The sequence below is a fragment of the Microbacterium sp. BK668 genome (genome assembly GCF_004362195.1).
Classification (GTDB): domain Bacteria; phylum Actinomycetota; class Actinomycetes; order Actinomycetales; family Microbacteriaceae; genus Microbacterium.
In genome coordinates this window covers 127,723-144,701 of record NZ_SNWG01000003.1, presented here as the reverse complement: position 1 = coordinate 144,701, position 16,979 = coordinate 127,723, and the positions used below count along the sequence as shown (strand labels likewise).

The 16,979-nt window shown below is 70.9% G+C and carries 17 protein-coding genes; 12 read left to right on the top strand and 5 right to left on the bottom strand.

Features of this window, described 5'->3' with window-relative positions:
- Positions 1-8 precede the first annotated feature (8 nt).
- From EV279_RS16095 to EV279_RS16080, 4 genes are all read left to right on the top strand, one after another.
- Positions 9-860, top strand: coding sequence for an exodeoxyribonuclease III (locus EV279_RS16095; RefSeq protein WP_133545836.1), 852 nt, complete (start codon positions 9-11; stop codon positions 858-860).
- 76 nt (positions 861-936) lie between these two features.
- Entirely contained in the window at positions 937-1,941 is a 1,005-nt protein-coding gene (gene trpS / locus EV279_RS16090; RefSeq protein WP_133545834.1) for a tryptophan--tRNA ligase, read from the top strand.
- Positions 1,942-2,088: 147 nt separating this feature from the next.
- Positions 2,089-2,652 (top strand): GNAT family N-acetyltransferase, encoded by a 564-nt coding sequence (locus tag EV279_RS16085; protein ID WP_133545832.1) that lies wholly within the window; start codon positions 2,089-2,091, stop codon positions 2,650-2,652.
- A 76-nt stretch (positions 2,653-2,728) separates the two neighbouring features.
- Complete coding sequence (locus tag EV279_RS16080) at positions 2,729-3,601, top strand: DNA-formamidopyrimidine glycosylase family protein (protein ID WP_133545830.1); 873 nt, start codon at positions 2,729-2,731, stop codon at positions 3,599-3,601.
- Between the two features lie 66 nt (positions 3,602-3,667).
- Here the strand turns inward: EV279_RS16080 and glpK are convergent, their stop codons facing one another.
- Together glpK and EV279_RS16070 are read right to left on the bottom strand one after the other, a co-directional pair.
- The gene (gene glpK, locus EV279_RS16075) at positions 3,668-5,185 is read right to left on the bottom strand and encodes a glycerol kinase GlpK (RefSeq protein ID WP_133545828.1); all 1,518 of its coding nucleotides are present in this window, start codon (positions 5,183-5,185) and stop codon (positions 3,668-3,670) included.
- 98 nt (positions 5,186-5,283) lie between these two features.
- The gene (locus tag EV279_RS16070) at positions 5,284-7,044 is read right to left on the bottom strand and encodes a glycerol-3-phosphate dehydrogenase/oxidase (protein ID WP_133545826.1); all 1,761 of its coding nucleotides are present in this window, start codon (positions 7,042-7,044) and stop codon (positions 5,284-5,286) included.
- Positions 7,045-7,132: 88 nt separating this feature from the next.
- On the opposite strand from EV279_RS16070, the gene EV279_RS16065 reads away from it, so the two are divergent.
- The 7 genes from EV279_RS16065 (at position 7,133) to EV279_RS16035 (ending at position 14,217) form a co-directional block, all read left to right on the top strand.
- Positions 7,133-8,092, top strand: coding sequence for a sugar-binding transcriptional regulator (locus tag EV279_RS16065; protein WP_279526932.1), 960 nt, complete (start codon positions 7,133-7,135; stop codon positions 8,090-8,092).
- 335 nt (positions 8,093-8,427) lie between these two features.
- Positions 8,428-9,474, top strand: a complete 1,047-nt coding sequence (gene ribD / locus EV279_RS16060) for a bifunctional diaminohydroxyphosphoribosylaminopyrimidine deaminase/5-amino-6-(5-phosphoribosylamino)uracil reductase RibD (protein WP_133545941.1) — start codon at positions 8,428-8,430, stop codon at positions 9,472-9,474.
- Positions 9,474-10,160, top strand: coding sequence for a riboflavin synthase (locus EV279_RS16055; protein WP_133545824.1), 687 nt, complete (start codon positions 9,474-9,476; stop codon positions 10,158-10,160). The genes ribD and EV279_RS16055 overlap by 1 nt, the downstream gene beginning before the upstream one ends.
- Positions 10,157-11,449, top strand: coding sequence for a GTP cyclohydrolase II (gene ribA / locus EV279_RS16050; protein WP_133545822.1), 1,293 nt, complete (start codon positions 10,157-10,159; stop codon positions 11,447-11,449). The genes EV279_RS16055 and ribA overlap by 4 nt, the downstream gene beginning before the upstream one ends.
- On the top strand, positions 11,446-11,943 hold the full coding sequence (gene ribH / locus EV279_RS16045) for a 6,7-dimethyl-8-ribityllumazine synthase (RefSeq protein ID WP_133545820.1): 498 nt from the start codon (positions 11,446-11,448) through the stop codon (positions 11,941-11,943). The genes ribA and ribH overlap by 4 nt, the downstream gene beginning before the upstream one ends.
- Before the next feature lie 234 nt (positions 11,944-12,177).
- Complete coding sequence (locus EV279_RS16040; protein WP_133545818.1) at positions 12,178-12,531, top strand: Fe-S protein; 354 nt, start codon at positions 12,178-12,180, stop codon at positions 12,529-12,531.
- A 204-nt stretch (positions 12,532-12,735) separates the two neighbouring features.
- A complete protein-coding gene (locus EV279_RS16035) occupies positions 12,736-14,217 on the top strand; it encodes an MFS transporter (RefSeq protein ID WP_133545816.1) in 1,482 nt (493 codons plus the stop codon).
- Between the two features lie 326 nt (positions 14,218-14,543).
- Here EV279_RS16035 and EV279_RS16890 read toward each other — a convergent pair whose 3' ends face one another.
- On the bottom strand, positions 14,544-14,708 hold the full coding sequence (locus tag EV279_RS16890) for a hypothetical protein (protein ID WP_166644548.1): 165 nt from the start codon (positions 14,706-14,708) through the stop codon (positions 14,544-14,546).
- A 182-nt stretch (positions 14,709-14,890) separates the two neighbouring features.
- Here EV279_RS16890 and EV279_RS16030 point away from each other — a divergent pair, with 182 nt between their 5' ends.
- Positions 14,891-15,154, top strand: a complete 264-nt coding sequence (locus EV279_RS16030; RefSeq protein WP_133545814.1) for a hypothetical protein — start codon at positions 14,891-14,893, stop codon at positions 15,152-15,154.
- A gap of 101 nt (positions 15,155-15,255) precedes the next feature.
- On the opposite strand, the gene EV279_RS16025 is transcribed toward EV279_RS16030, so the two are convergent.
- Both EV279_RS16025 and EV279_RS16020 read right to left on the bottom strand, forming a co-directional pair.
- Positions 15,256-16,083, bottom strand: coding sequence for an ABC transporter permease (locus tag EV279_RS16025; RefSeq protein WP_133545812.1), 828 nt, complete (start codon positions 16,081-16,083; stop codon positions 15,256-15,258).
- Entirely contained in the window at positions 16,080-16,961 is an 882-nt protein-coding gene (locus tag EV279_RS16020; RefSeq protein ID WP_133545939.1) for an ABC transporter permease, read from the bottom strand. The genes EV279_RS16025 and EV279_RS16020 overlap by 4 nt, the downstream gene beginning before the upstream one ends.
- Between the last annotated feature and the right edge of the window lie 18 nt (positions 16,962-16,979).

Genomic DNA, 16,979 nt, shown 5'->3' with positions numbered 1-16,979 from the left:
TGGCCGTCGTGCCACGCCGCGTCCGCATCGCCTCCGTCAACGTCAACGGCATCCGCGCCGCCACCCGCAAGGGGATGGCCGCCTGGCTCGAGCAGGCCGACGTCGACATCCTGGCGCTCCAGGAGGTCCGTGCGACGGTAGATGAGCTCGCGTCATCCCTCCCCGGCTGGCAGCTCGTGAACGACGAAGCGCTCGCGAAGGGCCGGGCGGGCGTCGCCATCGCCTCGCGCAACGACTCGGTCGACGTGCGGCGCGTGCTGGGCGACGACGAGACGCTCGACTCCGCGGGGCGCTGGATCGAGGCGGACTTCGACGTCGACGGCGAGACGCTCACCGTCGTGAGCGCTTACGTGCCTACCGGCCAGGCCGAGACGCCCCGCCAGGACGCCAAGTGGGCCTTCCTCGATGCGATGGAGAGGCGGATGCCGCTGCTCGCCGCCGAGCGGCCGCTGGGCCTCATCATGGGCGACCTCAACGTCGGCCACCGCGAGCTCGACATCCGCAACTGGAAGGGCAACGTCAAGAAGGCGGGCTTCCTCCCCCGCGAACGGGCCTACTTCGACCGGTTCCTCGGCCCGCAGGGGGCCGACGTCACGGCTGTCGACGGCTCGGTCGGCGCGGGGCTCGGGTGGGTGGACGTCGGCCGGACGTTCGCCGGCGAGGTCGACGGACCGTATACCTGGTGGTCGATGCGCGGGCGCGCTTTCGACAACGACAGCGGCTGGCGCATCGACTACCACCTGGCGACGCCGGCGCTCGCCGCGCGCGTGACGGACTACCGGGTCGTGCGGGCGCCGTCGTGGGACACGCGATGGAGCGACCACGCGCCGGTCCTCGCGGACTACAGCCTCGGGGGCTGACGGCCTCGGGGGCTGACGGCCCGCGGTTCCCCGGCGGCGGGGCGAGGCATCCGATCGCCGCCAATAGGATTGATCGGTGACGAAACCGCGCCTGTACTCCGGCATGCAGCCCTCCGCCGACTCGCTCCAGATCGGCAACTACATCGGGGCGCTCATGCAGTGGCGCGATCTGCAGGAGTCGTACGACGCGTTCTTCTCGGTCGTCGACCTGCACGCGCTGGCGCAGCCGTTCGACCCCGCGGGGCTTCGGGACCAGACCCGCCGCACGGCTGCGCAGTACATCGCCGCGGGCATCGAGCCGTCGAAGTCGACCCTGTACGTGCAGTCGCACGTGCCCGCCCACGCCGAGCTCGCCTGGGTGCTCTCCACCATCACGGGCTTCGGCGAAGCCGGGCGCATGACGCAGTTCAAGGACAAGTCGCAGCGCTACGGCGCCGAGACGACGTCGGTGGGCCTGTTCACGTACCCGGTGCTCATGGCGTCCGACATCCTGCTCTACCAGACCGACATCGTTCCGGTCGGCGACGACCAGAAGCAGCACGTCGAGCTGACGCGCGATCTGGCGGAGCGCTTCAACAGCCGATTCGGCGAGACCTTCCGCGTGCCGATGCCGGTCATCCAGCGGGAGACGGCGCGCATCTACGACCTGCAGAACCCGACCGCCAAGATGTCGAAGTCGGCCGAGTCGGATGCCGGCGTCCTGTGGCTGCTCGACGACCCCGCGATCTCGGCCAAGAAGATCATGCGGGCCGTGACCGACAGCGAGGGGTCGGTGCGGTTCGACCGCGAGACCAAGCCCGGGGTCTCCAACCTCCTCGTCATCTACGCCGCGCTGTCGGGCCGGCAGATCCCGGCGATCGAGGACGAGTACGCCGGCCGGGGTTACGGCGACTTCAAGAAGGGCCTCGCCGAGGTCGTCGTGAACGAGTTCGGGCCGGTGCGTCAGCGCGCGCTCGAGCTGCTCGACGACCCCGCGGAGCTCGACCGCGTGCTCGCCACGAACGCCGCGAAGGCCGAGGAGGTCGCCCGAGGCACGCTCGCCGCCGTGTATGACAAGGTCGGACTCCTCCGGCGGGTGTGACGCCCGCCGTCGTACGCCGCCATCCGGGTCCTCCCCGCCGCGCTCCCGTTCATCCGGCGCGTATCGTCGCTTGGAGACGCGTCATCCGACGGTTCGCGCCCGATGAAGGGGGCGGGGACGCAGGATGCCGCGGCCTAGGCTGGCGGGATGGAACCGGTCACTCTGCACACCGAGCGCCTCGAGCTGTCGACGCCGCTCGCGGCCGATGTCGACGCCGTGCTCGCGGCCTGCCAGGATCCCGCCATCGCGCGATACACCACCGTCCCCTCGCCCTACGAGCGGCGCCATGCCGAGGAGTTCATCGATCGCGTCGCCAGGAACTGGGCCGACGACGTCGAGCAGACGTGGGCGATCCGCGACGGCGACGTGCTCGCCGGCATGATCGGGCTGTACCGGCAGGGCGCGGGCGCCGCCGAGCTCGGCTACTGGATCGGCCCGGCGTCGCGTCAGCGCGGCTTCGGCACCGAGGCGTCCCGCGCGGTCGTCGACTGGGCGTTCTCGCGCGAGGGGCTCGGCCTGCAGCGCATCGAGTGGCGCGCGGTCGTCGGCAACATCGGCTCCGCCCGGATCGCTCGCGCTCTCGGCTTCCACTACGAGGGCACACTCCGCCAGGCGCTGCGCAACGGCTCGGGACACCGCGACGACGGATGGATCGCCGGCCTCCTCGCCACCGACGACCGGCTCCCGCAGGAGTGGCCCGTCCTCGGCTGACGCGCCGTTCGCTTTCGGCGCGCGACCGGCCGTTCTCGCCCGCGCCGGCGTCGGCTCCCCGTGCGAGGATGGGCGCATGCCCGAGATGCCAGAGGTGCAGGGGCTCGTCGACTTCCTCCGCGATCGCCTGACGGGTCTCGAGTTCACGCGCGTCACGGTCGCGAACATCGCGGCGCTCAAGACGTACGACCCGCCGGTCCAGGCGCTGGAGGGCGCCGAGATCACGGACGCCCTGCGCCACGGCAAATTCGTCGACATCGCCGCGACGGGGACGGATGCCTCGCCCCACCTGGTCTTCCACCTCGCGAAGGCCGGATGGCTGCGGTTCTACGATCAGCTCCCCACGACGCTCATCAGGCCCGGGAAGACGCCCATCGCGCTCCGGGTCGCGCTGAGCGACGGGTCGGGGTTCGACCTCACCGAGGCGGGGACGAAGAAGTCGCTCGCGGTGTACGTGGTGCGGGATCCGGCCGACGTCCCCGGGATCGCCCGGCTCGGCCCGGATCCGCTCGACCCGACGTTCGATCGCGACACCCTCGCCGGGCTGCTCGAAGGCCGCCGCACGCAGATCAAGGGCGTGCTCCGCGATCAGATGATCATCGCCGGCGTCGGGAACGCGTACTCCGACGAGATCCTCCACGCCGCGAAGATGTCGCCGTACGCACTCGCGTCGACTCTCGACGCCGCCGAGGTCGACCGGCTCTACGCCGCGATGACCGACACTCTCGCGGAGGCGATCGCCGAGGCATCCGGGAAGCCCCCTGCCGAACTCAAGGATGCCAAGCGCCGCGGTATGCAGGTGCACGGACGCCGCGGCGAGACCTGCCCCGTCTGCGGAGACACGGTGCGCAGTGTGTTCTTCGCCGACAACTCGCTCGAGTACTGCCCCACGTGCCAGACGGGCGGCAAGATCCTGGCCGATCGCCGGCTGTCGCGGCTCTTGAAGTAGCTCGAGGACTCGGGGCGTCTCGTCTCGTTCCGCTCGCTCGACGACCGGGGGCGTCGGCGCGGCGGCTCACGCGTCGACGTCGGCGTCCACCCAGTCGAGCGATTTCGAGACCGCCTTCTTCCAGAGGCGGTACCGCCGCTCCCGCTCGTCCTGCGGCATCCGCGGCTCGAAGCGCACGTCCTCCCCCCAGTGCGCGCGCAGCTCGTCGATGCCCTTCCACAGACCCGTCGCCAGCCCCGCCGCATAGGCGGCGCCGAGCGCCGTCGTCTCGATCACCTTCGGGCGGACGACCGGGATGCCGAGGATGTCGGCCTGGAACTGCATGAGCAGCGCGTCGCGCGTCATGCCCCCGTCGACCCGCAGCTCGTCCAGCGTCCGACCCGTGTCGCCGACGACGGCGTCGATGACGTCCCTCGTCTGGAACGCGGTCGACTCGAGGGCCGCGCGGGCGATGTGCGCGCGGTTGACGAAGCGGGTCAGGCCCACGAGCGCGCCGCGCGCGTCGGGGCGCCAGTAGGGCGCGAAGAGCCCCGAGAACGCGGGCACGAAGTGGGCGCCGCCGTTGTCCTCCACCGTCGCGGCGAGGGTCTCCACGTCCTCCGACCGCTCGATGATGCCGAGGTTGTCGCGCAGCCACTGCACCAGCGACCCTGTCACGGCGATCGAGCCCTCCAGCGCGTACCGCGCGGGTTGGTCGCCGCAGCGATACGCGACGGTCGTGATCAGTCCGTGCTGGGACCGCACGATGTCGGTCCCGGTGTTGACGAGCAGGAAGTTCCCCGTGCCGTACGTGTTCTTCGACTCGCCGACGTCGAACGCCGCCTGGCCGAAGGTCGCGGCCTGCTGATCCCCCAGGATCCCGGCGATCGGCGCGCCGCTGGCGACCCCGGGGAGCTGCGTCTGGCTCAGCACCTCGGACGAGGAGCGGATCTCGGGCATCATCGCTCGCGGGATGCCCCAGACGTCCAGGAGGTCATCCGCCCAGTCGAGCGTCTGCAGGTCCATGAGGAGTGTGCGGCTGGCGTTGGTGACGTCGGTCACGTGGATCCCGCCGCGGATGCCTCCCGAGAGGTTCCATACGACCCACGTGTCGGGCGTGCCGAAGACGACGTCTCCGCGCTCCGCGGCCTCCCGTGCGCCCGGCACGTTCTCGAGGATCCAGGCGATCTTGCTGGCGGAGAAGTAGGTCGCGAGGGGAAGGCCCGTCGTCTCCGCGAACCGGTCTGCCCCGCCGTCGGCCGAAAGGGCGTCGATGCGGCTCTGCGTGCGGGTGTCCTGCCACACGATGGCGTTGGAGATCGGCCGACCCGTGCGCCGATCCCACACGATGGCCGTCTCACGCTGGTTGGTCACCCCGATTCCCACGAGGTCACCCGCTCCGAGCCCCGCCCGCGAGAGCGCCGACGACATGACCCACTCGGTGTTCGTCCAGATCTCCACCGGGTCGTGCTCGACCCAGCCGGCGCGCGGGAGGATCTGCGCGTGCTCGTGCTGGGCCACCGAGACGATCGCGCCCTGCGCATCGAAGACGATCGCGCGTGTGGATGTCGTGCCTTGATCGATCGCCAGGACGTGATCGGCCACGGCGCCTCCTCTTCGTCGAGAAGCCGGCCCGGCGACCCGGGCGCAGCAGCGGTTTCGTCGCGAAGCCGGCCCGGCGAGCGGGCGCGGCTGCGGTCAGGCTATCGGTCGGCGGGCACCGACGACCGGGATGTGCCGCGCGAGGACGGGTCGGATGCCGCGGCCGTCCAGCCCGGGTCCGCGGCGTGCACGCGCTCGAGCGCCCGCTCGACCTCGTTCTGACGCTTGCGGGCATTCCAGCCGAGGACCGGTGCGATCGCCTCGGCGACCTCCGCGGCGGACTCCGCCGAGACGGCGCCGACGAACGCGAGGCTCGTGCGCCGCAGCAGGATGTCGTCGAGGTGGACGACCTCCTCGGTGCGGGCGAGGTGACGCAGCTCGGCTGTGCTGTACTCGGGCACGGTCCGCAGGGGCCGGTCATCGTCGTCGTCCGCGATCGCCTCGATGACGTCGGCCGCGACGGTGCCGTAGCGGTCGAGCAGCATGGCCGCCCGCTCGATGCCGAACCCGCCCTCGTGCGTCGCGAGCCACTGTCGCCGCGCCGCCTCGCTCGTCGGGAAGCCGCGGCCGCCGCCGATCGGGAGGCCCTTCGTCGAGCGCACCCGCGCCCGGTCGAGGATCTCGAGCACGTGGTCGGCCAGCCGCTCGCCGGAGGCGCGGAAGGTCGTCCACTTACCGCCGACGAGACTCAGCACCTTCGTGCCGGACGACCCCTCGAGAGGCGCGGACTCGATCCGGTAGTCGCGCGACACGAAGCCGGCCGCGACGTCGCCGTGCCCGGGCAGGGGCCGGACGCCCGAGAATCGGTAGACGATCTGCGATCGGTCCACGGCGATGTCGGGCAGCACCTGCCCGATGAGGTCGATGAAGTAGTCGACCTCCTCCTCGGTGCACACGATGGGGTCTGCCATGTCGTGCTCGAGATCAGTCGTCCCCACCAGGACCCGCCCCTTGAGCGGGTAGATGAGCACGATGCGGCCGTCGCTGCCCTCGAAGAAGAGCTCGCGCCCGGCCGTCGCCTCGAGCAGCTCGGGGTGGTCGAGGACGATGTGCGAGCCCTTCGTCCCGCCCATGTACGACGTCGCATCGCCGATGGCGGCGTTTGTGATGTCGGTCCACGGGCCCGAGGCGTTGACGACGACGGATGCCGAGAACGGCGTCTCCTCGCCCGTCTCGAGGTCGCGGAGCATGACGCGTCCGGCGTCGACGCCGACCGCCGCCGTGTAGTTGGCCGCGCGCGCCGTGCCGTGGCCGGCCGCGACCGCGTCGCGGAGGACGTCGATGGCGAGCCGCTCGGGGTCGTGGAGCGAGGCATCCCAGTACGTCGCGGTGTACTTGACCTTCGGATTCAGCCGCGGCAGGGCGACGAGCGACTTCTTGCGCCCGAGGAAGGAGTGGGCGGGGACGCGTCCGCCGCCCCTCGAGAACGAGTCGTAGATCACGAGGCCGACCTTGATGAGCAGCGCACCGCGCTCGCGGTGGGTGCCGCCGCCGTGCCTCAGGAAGCGGAGCGGGGCGCTGAGCACGCCCGAGAAGGTGCTGTAGATCGGGATCGTCGTCTGGAGGGGACGGACGTAGTGCGGCGCGATGCGGAGCAGGCCGTTGCGCTCGGTCACGGCCTCGTGGACCAGCCGGAACTCCCCGTTCTCGAGGTAGCGGATGCCGCCGTGGATCATGTGCGATGAGGCGGCCGACGCCCCGCTGACGAAGTCACCGCGCTCGACGAGCGCGACATCCACGCCCTGAAGGGCGAGCTCGCGGAACGTGGCGAGGCCGTTGATGCCGCCGCCGATGATCAGCACCTCGGCGTGGGGGCGCTCGGCGAGGGCACCTGCTCCACGCCTCGGACTCGACGCCGTCATCGGATTCCTCCTGTCGTATCGACTCCATCCATCATCGCATCGCTGGACGGTCTTGCAGGTCGTGTGCACATATGTGCACGATGGGCGAGTGGACCACGCCGCCGATCCCGCCACCGTGGCGCGTGCGCTGACCGCAGCGCACCTCTACTACGTGCAGGACCGCACCATGGAGGCGATCGCGCGCGAACTGGGGACATCGCGCTCGACCGTCTCGCGGCTGCTGACGACGGCGCGCGCGACGGGCATCGTCGACATCCGCATCCGCTCGCCCTTCGCCGCTCCGCAGCGGCTCGAGGAGCGCCTCGCGGAGCGATTCGCCGTCACCGCACAGGTGGTGCCGGTGCCCGACGACGCCAGCGAGGTCGACCGCCTCCAGCGCGTCTCGATCGCCGCGGGGCATGCCCTCCTCGACCTGCTCCACGACGACATGACGGTGGGCGTCGCGTGGGGTTCGACGACGGATGCCGTGAGTCGCCACCTGGTGCCCAAATCGGTGCGGGGCACGACATTCGTGCAGCTCAACGGGTCGGGCAACACCCACACGACCGGACTTCTCTACGCCAGCGAGATCCTGAGCCGCTTCGCGACGGCCTACGGCGGCAGCGCACAGCAGTTCCCGGTCCCCGCCTTCTTCGACGACCCGCGGACGCGGGAGGCGATGTGGCGGGAACGGAGCACCCGGCGCATCCTCGACATGCAGAGCGACATGGATCTGGTCGTGTTCAGCACCGGCTCCGCGGGGTCCCGCGTGCCCAGTCACGTCTACAGCGGCGGCTACCTGGAAGCGCACGAGCTGGAGGAGCTCGCCCGCCAGGGCGTCGTGGGCGACATCGCCACGGTGTTCTTCCGCGCCGACGGGTCGAGCGACGGGATCGCCCTGAACGACCGGGCGACCGGCCCGGGCCTGGACGTGCTGCGGCGAGTCCCGCGACGGCTGTGCATCGTGTCGGGAGCCTCCAAGCTCGCAAGCCTGCGCGGCGCGCTCGCCGCGCGCACCGTGACGGACCTCGTACTCGACGAGGCGACCGCGCGGGCGCTCGTCGATTAGCTCGCGACGGCCGCCGGAGTCGGTGCATGTCGAGGAATGAATCGCTCACGGACACGTTTACTACACTCGAGAGCATCGACGTGCTCCGGGGTCGGTGAGAATCCGAACCGGCGGTGACAGTCCGCGAGCCGAGGCATCCATCCCCATCCGGGGCTCGGATGCCGAAGCCGATCCGGTGGAATTCCGGGACCGACGGTGATGCAGCGCAGGCTGCGAGTCCGGATGGGAGGCAGCACGAGCGGCGCGAAGCGTGCCGCTGCTTCCCCTTGCCCCCCGGCGCCGTCGCGAGGCAGGAAGACGGACGAGAAGTGGCGAACGACGCGGAACGCGACGCCATGCGGCGAGCGCTGGCGCTGGCCCTCCACGGCCCCCGCGGGATCAACCCGCAGGTGGGTGCCGTGCTCCTTGCGCCCGACGGCCGCGTCCTCGCCGAAGGGTGGCACCGCGGCGCGAGCACGCCCCACGCCGAGGTCGACGCGCTCGCGCAGCTCCGCCCGGGCGAGGCCCGTGGTGCGACCGCCGTCGTGACGCTGGAGCCCTGCAACCACACCGGCCGCACAGGTCCGTGTGCCGAAGCCCTCATCGAGGCGGGTGTCGCCCGCGTCGTCTATGCGATCGCCGACCCGGGCGACCACTCGTCCGGCGGCGGCGAGCGCCTGCGCGCGGCGGGCGTCGACGTGGAGTCGGGGCTCCTCGCCGGCGAGGCGGCCGGGCTGCTGGACTCGTGGCTCACGGTGCAGCGGCTGGGCCGCCCGCATGTCACCGTCAAGTGGGCGCAGAGCCTCGACGGGCGTGCCGCCGCCTCCGACGGCACGAGCCAGTGGATCACCGGCCCGCAGGCCCGCGCCGACGTGCATCGTCGTCGCGCCCAGGCCGATGCGATCGTCGCGGGGATCGGGACGGTGCTCGCCGACGATCCCGCCCTGACGGCTCGGGATGCCTCGGGGGCGCTCCTGGAGCATCAGCCGGTCCCGGTCGTGCTGGGCGTGCGCGGCGTGCCCGACGGCGCGGCCGTGCTGCGGCATCCCCTCCCCCTCCTCCAGTACCGCGGAGACGACCTCGGCGCCGTCCTCGCCGACCTCCGCGAGCGCGGCGTCCAGCGGGTGTTCGTGGAGGGGGGCCCTACGGTGGCGAGCGCCTTCGTGCGGGCCGGCCTCGTCGACGAGGTGCTCGCCTACGTCGCGCCCGTGCTGCTGGGAGGCGAGCGGATGGCCCTGGCCGACATCGGCGTGGGCACGATCGGCGACGCCCGCCGGCTCGAGGTGGCGTCCGTCGAGAGGCTCGGCGAGGACCTGCTGATCGTGGCGTCGCCCCGCATCGGCGACGAGAGGGCGCCGGTGGGCGCGGGACGCGTGCGCGAAGACGAAGAAGGAGACGACTGATGTTCACGGGAATCGTCGAGGAGATCGGCGAGGTGACCGACGTCCAGCCCTCGGGCGACGGCGTGCGCCTGACGGTGAGGGCACCCCAGGCGGTGTCGGATGCTGCGCACGGCGACTCGATCTCGATCAGCGGCGTATGCCTGACCGTCGTCGACCAGGGCGACGACTGGTTCACCGCCGATGTCATGAAGCAGACGCTCGACATGTCCACCCTTGCCGGCGTCGCTCCGGGTCTCGCGGTCAACGTCGAGCGGGCGACACGCGCGCACGGCCGCCTCGGCGGGCACATCGTGCAGGGCCACATCGACGGCACCGGCGAAGTGCTCGAGGTGCGCCGCGGAGACCAGTGGCGTGTGCTGCGGATCTCGCTCGCCGCGGACCACGCCCCCCTCGTGGTCGACAAGGGGTCGATCGCGGTCGACGGCGTCTCACTCACCGTCAGCGCCGTCAGCGACGCGTCGTCGCCCGCGCAGTGGTTCGAGGTGTCGCTCATCCCCGAGACCCTCGAGGCGACGACCCTCGGCGAGCGCGGCGCGGGCGATGTCGTGAACCTCGAGACCGACATCCTCGCGCGCCATGTGCAGCGGATGCTCTCCTTCGCGGCACCCGCCGCGGCTCACCGCGAGCCGCCTCTCACGAACTCCCCCGCGGCCCTCGCCGCTCCGACGGAAGGAGGCTCCCGATGAGCCTTGCCACGATCCCCGACGCCCTCGACGCGCTGCGCGCGGGGCGCCCCGTCATCGTCGCCGACGATGAGAACCGCGAGAACGAGGGCGACGTCGTCCTCTCCGCCGAGCTCGCCACCCCGGAATGGGTCGCGTGGACGGTCCGGTGGTCCAGCGGATTCATCTGCGCGCCGATGCCCGCGGAGTGGGCCGACCGGCTCGACCTTCCGCCGATGGTCGCGGTCAACGAAGACGCCCGGGGCACCGCGTACACGGTGAGCGTCGACGCGGCCGACCGGGTGTCGACCGGCATCAGCGCGTCCGATCGCGCCCACACCCTGAACGTGCTCGCCGACCCCGAGTCCACGCCGGGGAGCGTCATCCGCCCGGGTCACATCCTTCCGCTCCGGGCCGTCGACGGGGGCGTCCGCGAGCGCGGCGGTCACACCGAGGCCGCGGTCGAGCTCATGCGCCTGGCCGGCCTCAAGCCCGTGGGCGCGATCGCCGAGGTCGTCGCCGAGGATGGATCGATGATGCGCCTCCCCGGCCTCCTCGAGCTCGGCGAGCGCGACGGCGTGCCGGTCATCACGATCGAGCAGCTCGTGACCCATCTCGAGGCGAACGAGCCGCTCGAGTCGGTGGCGGCCTCGCCGCACAGGCGCCGGGTGAGCCTGCGCGCCGAGGCGAACGTGCCGACCTCGCACGGTGCGTTCCGCTTCCTCGCGTACAAGGACCGCATCACCGGCACCGACCACATCGCGGTCGTGTCGGGCGAGATCACCGACAAGGCGCCGCTCGTGCGCGTGCACTCGGAATGCCTGACGGGCGAGGCGTTCGGCTCGCTGAAGTGCGAGTGCGGACCGCAGCTGGATGCCGCGCTGGACGCGATCAAGCAGGAGGGCGGTGTCGTCATCTACATGCGGGGTCACGAGGGCCGGGGCATCGGGCTCATCAACAAGCTGCGCGCCTACAGCCTGCAGGAGCGGGGCCTCGACACGGTGGACGCGAATCTCGCCCTGGGCCTTCCCGCCGACGCGCGCGACTACGCCGCCGCGGCCGGCATCCTCTCCGACCTCGGCGTCGAGAAGGTGCGCCTGCTCACGAACAACTCCGACAAGGTGAACCAGCTGCGCCGACTCGGTCTCGACATCGTCGAGCAGGTGCCTCTGCTCGTGGGCGTCGGCCCGAACAACCACCAGTACCTCGAGACCAAGCGCGACCGGATGGGACACCTCATCGACGAGCGCGAACTCGCCGATGCGCTCGCCGAGATGAAGGAATCGCACCTGGCGGGAGGAGCGAGCGCATGAGCGGCAAGGGCGCGCCGATCGTCGGCGGCACCGACGCGACCGACCTTGACATCGTCGTGGTCGCCGGAAGCTGGCACGACGTCATCACCGACGGCCTGATCGCGGGCGCACAGCGCACGCTCGACGCCGCGAACGCGTCGTGGCGGCTCGTCCGGGTCCCCGGCTCGTTCGAGCTGCCCGTCGCGGCGAAGGCGGCGCTGGATGCCGGGGCCGACGCGGTCGTGGCGCTCGGCGTCATCATCCGCGGCGGCACCCCCCACTTCGACTTCGTCTCGAATGCGGCGACCGACGGCCTGACCCGCGTGGCACTGGACACCGGCAAGCCGGTCGGCTTCGGGGTGCTGACGCTGGACGACGAGCAGCAGGGACTCGACCGGGCGGGCCTGCCCGGGTCGAAGGAGGACAAGGGCGCGGAGGCTGCGGATGCCGCGATCCGCACCGCGCTGGTGCTGCGCGAGCTGCGCGCGGCGCAGCGCCGCCCCGCCGGGTTCTGACCCGCGCTCCGCTGCGGAGCCGAGGCATCGGGTCCGAGTCGAGCCGTCGGGTTCGAGTCGAGCCGTCGGGTTCGGGTCGAGGCCTGGGGTCCGAGTCGAGGCCTGGGGTTCGAGTCGAGGCATGGGGTTCGGGTCGAGCCCAGTGAGGGCTCGACTGGCCCCCCGAACCTCGACTCGCATGCCGGAGCGGGCCGTGTGCGTCGGCTTCAGCCTTACGAAAGGTAGGCTGAGGTCATGGAGTTCCTTCGCCACGTCGTCCTGCTCGTCCATCTCGTCGGCTTCGCGATCCTCTTCGGCGCCTGGGTCGTCGAGGTCGTGAACCGGCGTCACCACGTCACGCGCCTGATGGAGTGGGGCCTCGCCATCGCGGGCGTCGCCGGCCTCATCCTGGCCGCCCCGTGGGGCATCGAGTACGACCTCAACTACGCCAAGATCGGCCTCAAGCTCGTCATCCTCGTCGTCATCGGAGCCCTGCTCGGAATCGGCCGCGGTCGCCAGAAGAAGACGGGCGCGGTGCCGCCGGCCATCTTCTGGTCGATCGGCATCCTGACCTTCGCCAACGCGGCCATCGCCGTTCTCTGGCGGTAGCCCCCTCCGACCGCGAGAAGGCGGGCCCTGCCGTAGGCCCGCCTTCTCCCACGCGCGGGTAGACTCGGAAACCGTTCGCCGGCGACTCCGCCGGCACTCGGTGACCCAGCGACGAGCCGCCCGCTGCGTCACCCCTGCTCCGGGCTCCCGCCACCGGCGCGTCCCAAGAAGACGTCCACGCAGTCCCCCCGACACAGGTTCCTCATGTCTTCCACTGCCACAACGGCATCCCCCACGGCGGCACCCGCCAATCCGCGCTCCCGTGTCATCACGGCGAGCCTCGTCGGCACGACGATCGAGTTCTACGACTTCTACGCGTACGCGACGGCGGCCGTGCTCGTCTTCCCCATCCTCTTCTTCCCTACCGGGAACGACACCACCGCGCTCCTCGCGTCGTTCGGCGTCTTCGGCGCGGCGATGATCGCGCGCCCCCTCGGCGCGATCGTCTTCGGTCACTTCGGCGACCGCTTCGGGCGCAAGGCCACGCTCGTCGCGTCGCTGCTCACCATGGGGATCGCGACGTTCCTCATCGGCTGCCTCCCCACCTACAACGACATTGGATGGTGGGCGGCCCTGCTCCTGCTCATCCTGCGCCTCGCGCAGGGCTTCGCGCTCGGCGGCGAGTGGTCGGGGGCCGCGCTCGTCGCGACCGAGAACGCCCCCAAGGGGAAGCGCGCCTGGTACGGCACCTTCCCGCAGCTCGGTGCGCCGCTCGGGTTCATCATCGCGAACGGGATCTTCCTCGCGATCAACTTCCTGCTCCCCCATCCCGACGGCGGCGCGCAGCGCTCCGAGGCCTTCCTCGCGTGGGGCTGGCGCGTTCCCTTCCTCTTCTCGGCCGTGATGGTCGTGATCGGCCTGTGGGTCCGGCTGCGCCTGGTCGAGTCCGACACCTTCGCCAAGGCGGAGCAGAAGGGGGCGATCCGCAAGTTCCCGCTGGGCGTCGTGCTCCGTCACCACTGGAAGGAGCTGATCCTCGGCACCTTCATCATGCTGGCGACGTACGTGCTGTTCTACCTGATGACGAACTTCACGCTGTCGTACGGCACGAAGGCCGCCAGCGTCGACGTGGCGGCAGCGGCAGCGGCGGCCCAGGCGGAGGCGGCGGGCAAGCCGTTCGACGCGACGGCGTTCGCAGCGCAGTTCTACCCGGGACTCGGCTTCGGCTACACCGACTTCGTGATCATGCAGATCATCGGCGTCGTGTTCTTCGGCATCTTCACGCTGCTCTCCGGCCCCATCGCCGACGCGATCGGGCGCCGCAAGCTCCTCATCTGGGTGACGATCCTCATCATCCTGTTCGGCCTGACCTTCAACCTCTTCCTGCTTCCGCAGGCCGACCCGAAGTTCACCGGCGCGATGGTGCAGGCGTTCCTGGTGTTCGGGTTCATGCTCATGGGTGCGACGTTCGGCCCGATGGGCGCCGTGCTGCCGGAGCTCTTCCCCACGAACGTCCGCTACTCGGGCTCGGCGATCTCGTACAACGTCTCGTCGATCCTCGGCGCGGCGCTCGCCCCGATCGTCGCGGTCGCCCTGTGGGCGGCGACGGGCGGCAGCCCGTGGCTCGTGGGAATCTACCTGTCGGCGATGGCGGTCCTGACCCTCATCGCGCTCCTCCTCTCCAAAGAGACCAAGGACGTCGACTACGACGACAATCTCGGCGTGGGGGCGACAGGCTCGCTCTGATACCAGATGCGGGAAGTGGATGCCGCGGCCCCGGTCGCGGCATCCACTCTCCTTTTTCGGCCGACGAACCCGCGCGTCGTCCACGCACGCGCCCCGTCGGGGGGAGGAGAAGCCGCGAAGGGAGGACGTTTCCGCGGAAACGGTCCTCCCCCCGCGCTTTCTCCTCCGCCGGTGACGGCCGGCGGAGGAAGTGACGGAGGGTCGGCGGCGGAAGGGGCGGACGGCCGGCGGAGGAAGTGGCGGAGGGCCGGCGGCGGAAGGGGCGGAGGGCCGGCGGTCAGGGGTGGGTGAGGGCCGGCTCGTCAGGGGTGGGTGAGGGTCGGCGGTCAGGGATGGGTGAGGGCCGGCTCGTCGGGCAGCTCGCCTGGGCCGCCGGACGACCCCGCCTTCGCGGCATCCTCCTTGACCTCGTCGCTGACGGCATCCGTGGGAGGCGCGTCGTCGGCCTGCGCGTCGTCGGAGTGGTGCTCGTGGGGTGTGTTGTCGCTCATCGCGGCTCCTTCGTTCCCCCCGACTCTCGCTCGACACGGGCCGGGCGGAAAGCGGGTTGACAGGTCCCGGATGCCTCGCCCGACCGGCCCGGGACGCGCCGCCCGACCGGCCCCGCCCGACAAACCCCGCCGCGCCCGACGGGCCCGGGCACCCCGCCCGACCGGCCCGATAGCCTGACGTCATGCCGCGCCGAGACACGCTGATCGTCGCTCTGCTGGTCGTGTCGTCCCTCGCCGCCATCGGCGGCGTCGTGCTCGCAGCGACAGCACGAGCGACCGCGGCCTTCGGATGGTTCGCGTACGCGCCACTGAGCGGTCAGGTCTTCACCCCCGGCATCGGCGTCCCCCCGGCGGTCATCGGCGGTCTCGCTCTCGCCGCCGTCGGACTGCTCGGGGTCGGCTTCGGCGCCGGATGGCTCGTGAGCGCGCGTCGCCGCGACCCCTGACCCCGCCGGATTCCGACGATCCCCGCTGGATTCGGGCCAGGCCGCGTGATCCGTCCGGATCCGAGGCGTCCGTCCGGATCGGGCGGGTGGGCCGTGGGCGCTCAGTCGAGGAAGAGGGCCCGCAGCCGCTTCGTCGTGAAGATCAGCCCGACGACGATCATGACGACGAAGTAGAGCAGGTGCCATCCCATGTCGGGGCTCATGACGCCGGTCGTGAGCCCCCGGATCAGCTCGACGGCGTGCCACAGCGGGAAGGCCATCACGATCGCCTGCACCCACTCCGGGTAGACCGTGATGGGGTACAGCGTCGCCGAGAAGAGGAACATCGGCAGCAGGACGAAGTTGATCCAGTCCATCTGCTGGAACGTCTTCATGTAGCTCGTGACGGCCATGCCGACCGCCGCGAAGCCGAACGCGATGAGGAGGACGGCCGGGATCGCGAGAATCGCCGTCCACGCGAGGTTGAGGCCCAGGATCTGCATGATGATGAGGAACCCGGTCGCATAGAGCAGCCCGCGCAGCAGCGCGTAGAGGATCTCGCCGAGGGCGACGTCGAGCGGCCCGAGCGACGTCGCGAGCATGCCCTCGTAGAGCTTGCCGTAGTTGAGCTTGAAGAACACGTTCCACGTGGAGTCGTAGATGGCGCCGTTCATGGCCGACACCGCGAGGAGCGCCGGTGCGATGAACGCCGCGTACGGCACCTCCACACCGCCCGACGTCTGCACGTCGCCGATGATCGCGCCGAGCCCCAGGCCCATCGAGGCGAGGTAGAACACCGGCTCGAAGAAGCCCGAGAAGACCACGATCCAGCTCGACGAGCGTGCGGCGATGAGCCCCCGCTGGACGACGGCGAACGGATTGCCGGCCCACAGCGCGCGCACGCTGCCGCGGCGGGGCGCGGCTTCCGTTGTCGTGTCGACAGCCGTCATTTCGCGAGCCTCTTCGTGAAGACGCGTCGGGCGAGAACGAAGCCACCGACGGCGAGGGCGAGCAGGTACAGGAGGTTGACCCACACGAGCGGCGCCGACATATCGCCGTAGGTAGCCGCGCGGCCCAGCTCGGACGCGTGCCAGAGCGGGGAGATCCAGCCGATCCACTGCAGCCACAGCGGCAGGTTGGTCAGCGGGTAGAACGTGCCCGAGAAGAGGAACATCGGCATGAAGATGAACCGCTGCACGAGGGCGAACTGGCCCTTGTCGTCTTCGATCGACGCCGCGTACGCCATGAGCGGGATGCCGAACGAGAGGCCCGCCAGCACGCCGACCGGCATCATCAACCAGGCGGTGCCGGGGTTCGTCGCGTCGGGATACAGCAGCGCGAAGAAGATCCAGATGAAGAAGTAGTAGAGGACGACCGTCACGGCCATCCGCGCGGCGGCGCCCGCGACGACTCCCCCGGCGATCTGCGGCGACCCGATCGGCGACGCGTTGAACCCGTAGAAGTAGCGTCGCCACTTGAAGCCCGCCATCACGGGGTAGGTGAACTCCTCGGATGCCACGGCGATCGCCGCCGTCATCAGCAGCGCCGGTGCGACGAAGACGAGGTACGGCACCTCCTGGCCGCCGTCGTCGATCGGCGCCTGGATCAGGGCGGCGAGGCCGACCGCCAGCCCGAGAAGGTAGAGGATCGGCTGGCCGAGCGCATTGACGATGATCGTCCAGCCGTACGCGCGCATCGCGCGCAGCATGTGCTCGGTGACGTAGAGCGTGCCGCGGCGGCGCGGCTTGCGGCCCCACACCATCGCCTCGGCGCGAAGCTCGTCGAGCGTCGGCTGCGTGAGGGTGAGGGATGCCTCGCCCCGAGGCATCCCCGTCTCCGCCGACCC

Coding starts and splice junctions, on each gene's coding strand:
- EV279_RS16890 (WP_166644548.1), bottom strand. CDS start 14,708: ATGAGCGACAACACACCCCACGAGCACCACTCCGACGACGCGCAGGCC.
- EV279_RS16055 (WP_133545824.1), top strand. CDS start 9,474: ATGTTCACGGGAATCGTCGAGGAGATCGGCGAGGTGACCGACGTCCAG.
- EV279_RS16020 (WP_133545939.1), bottom strand. CDS start 16,961: ATGCCTCGGGGCGAGGCATCCCTCACCCTCACGCAGCCGACGCTCGAC.
- EV279_RS16030 (WP_133545814.1), top strand. CDS start 14,891: ATGCCGCGCCGAGACACGCTGATCGTCGCTCTGCTGGTCGTGTCGTCC.
- EV279_RS16070 (WP_133545826.1), bottom strand. CDS start 7,044: ATGACGGCGTCGAGTCCGAGGCGTGGAGCAGGTGCCCTCGCCGAGCGC.
- ribA (WP_133545822.1), top strand. CDS start 10,157: ATGAGCCTTGCCACGATCCCCGACGCCCTCGACGCGCTGCGCGCGGGG.
- EV279_RS16080 (WP_133545830.1), top strand. CDS start 2,729: ATGCCCGAGATGCCAGAGGTGCAGGGGCTCGTCGACTTCCTCCGCGAT.
- EV279_RS16085 (WP_133545832.1), top strand. CDS start 2,089: ATGGAACCGGTCACTCTGCACACCGAGCGCCTCGAGCTGTCGACGCCG.
- EV279_RS16035 (WP_133545816.1), top strand. CDS start 12,736: ATGTCTTCCACTGCCACAACGGCATCCCCCACGGCGGCACCCGCCAAT.
- ribD (WP_133545941.1), top strand. CDS start 8,428: ATGCGGCGAGCGCTGGCGCTGGCCCTCCACGGCCCCCGCGGGATCAAC.
- ribH (WP_133545820.1), top strand. CDS start 11,446: ATGAGCGGCAAGGGCGCGCCGATCGTCGGCGGCACCGACGCGACCGAC.
- EV279_RS16025 (WP_133545812.1), bottom strand. CDS start 16,083: ATGACGGCTGTCGACACGACAACGGAAGCCGCGCCCCGCCGCGGCAGC.
- EV279_RS16040 (WP_133545818.1), top strand. CDS start 12,178: ATGGAGTTCCTTCGCCACGTCGTCCTGCTCGTCCATCTCGTCGGCTTC.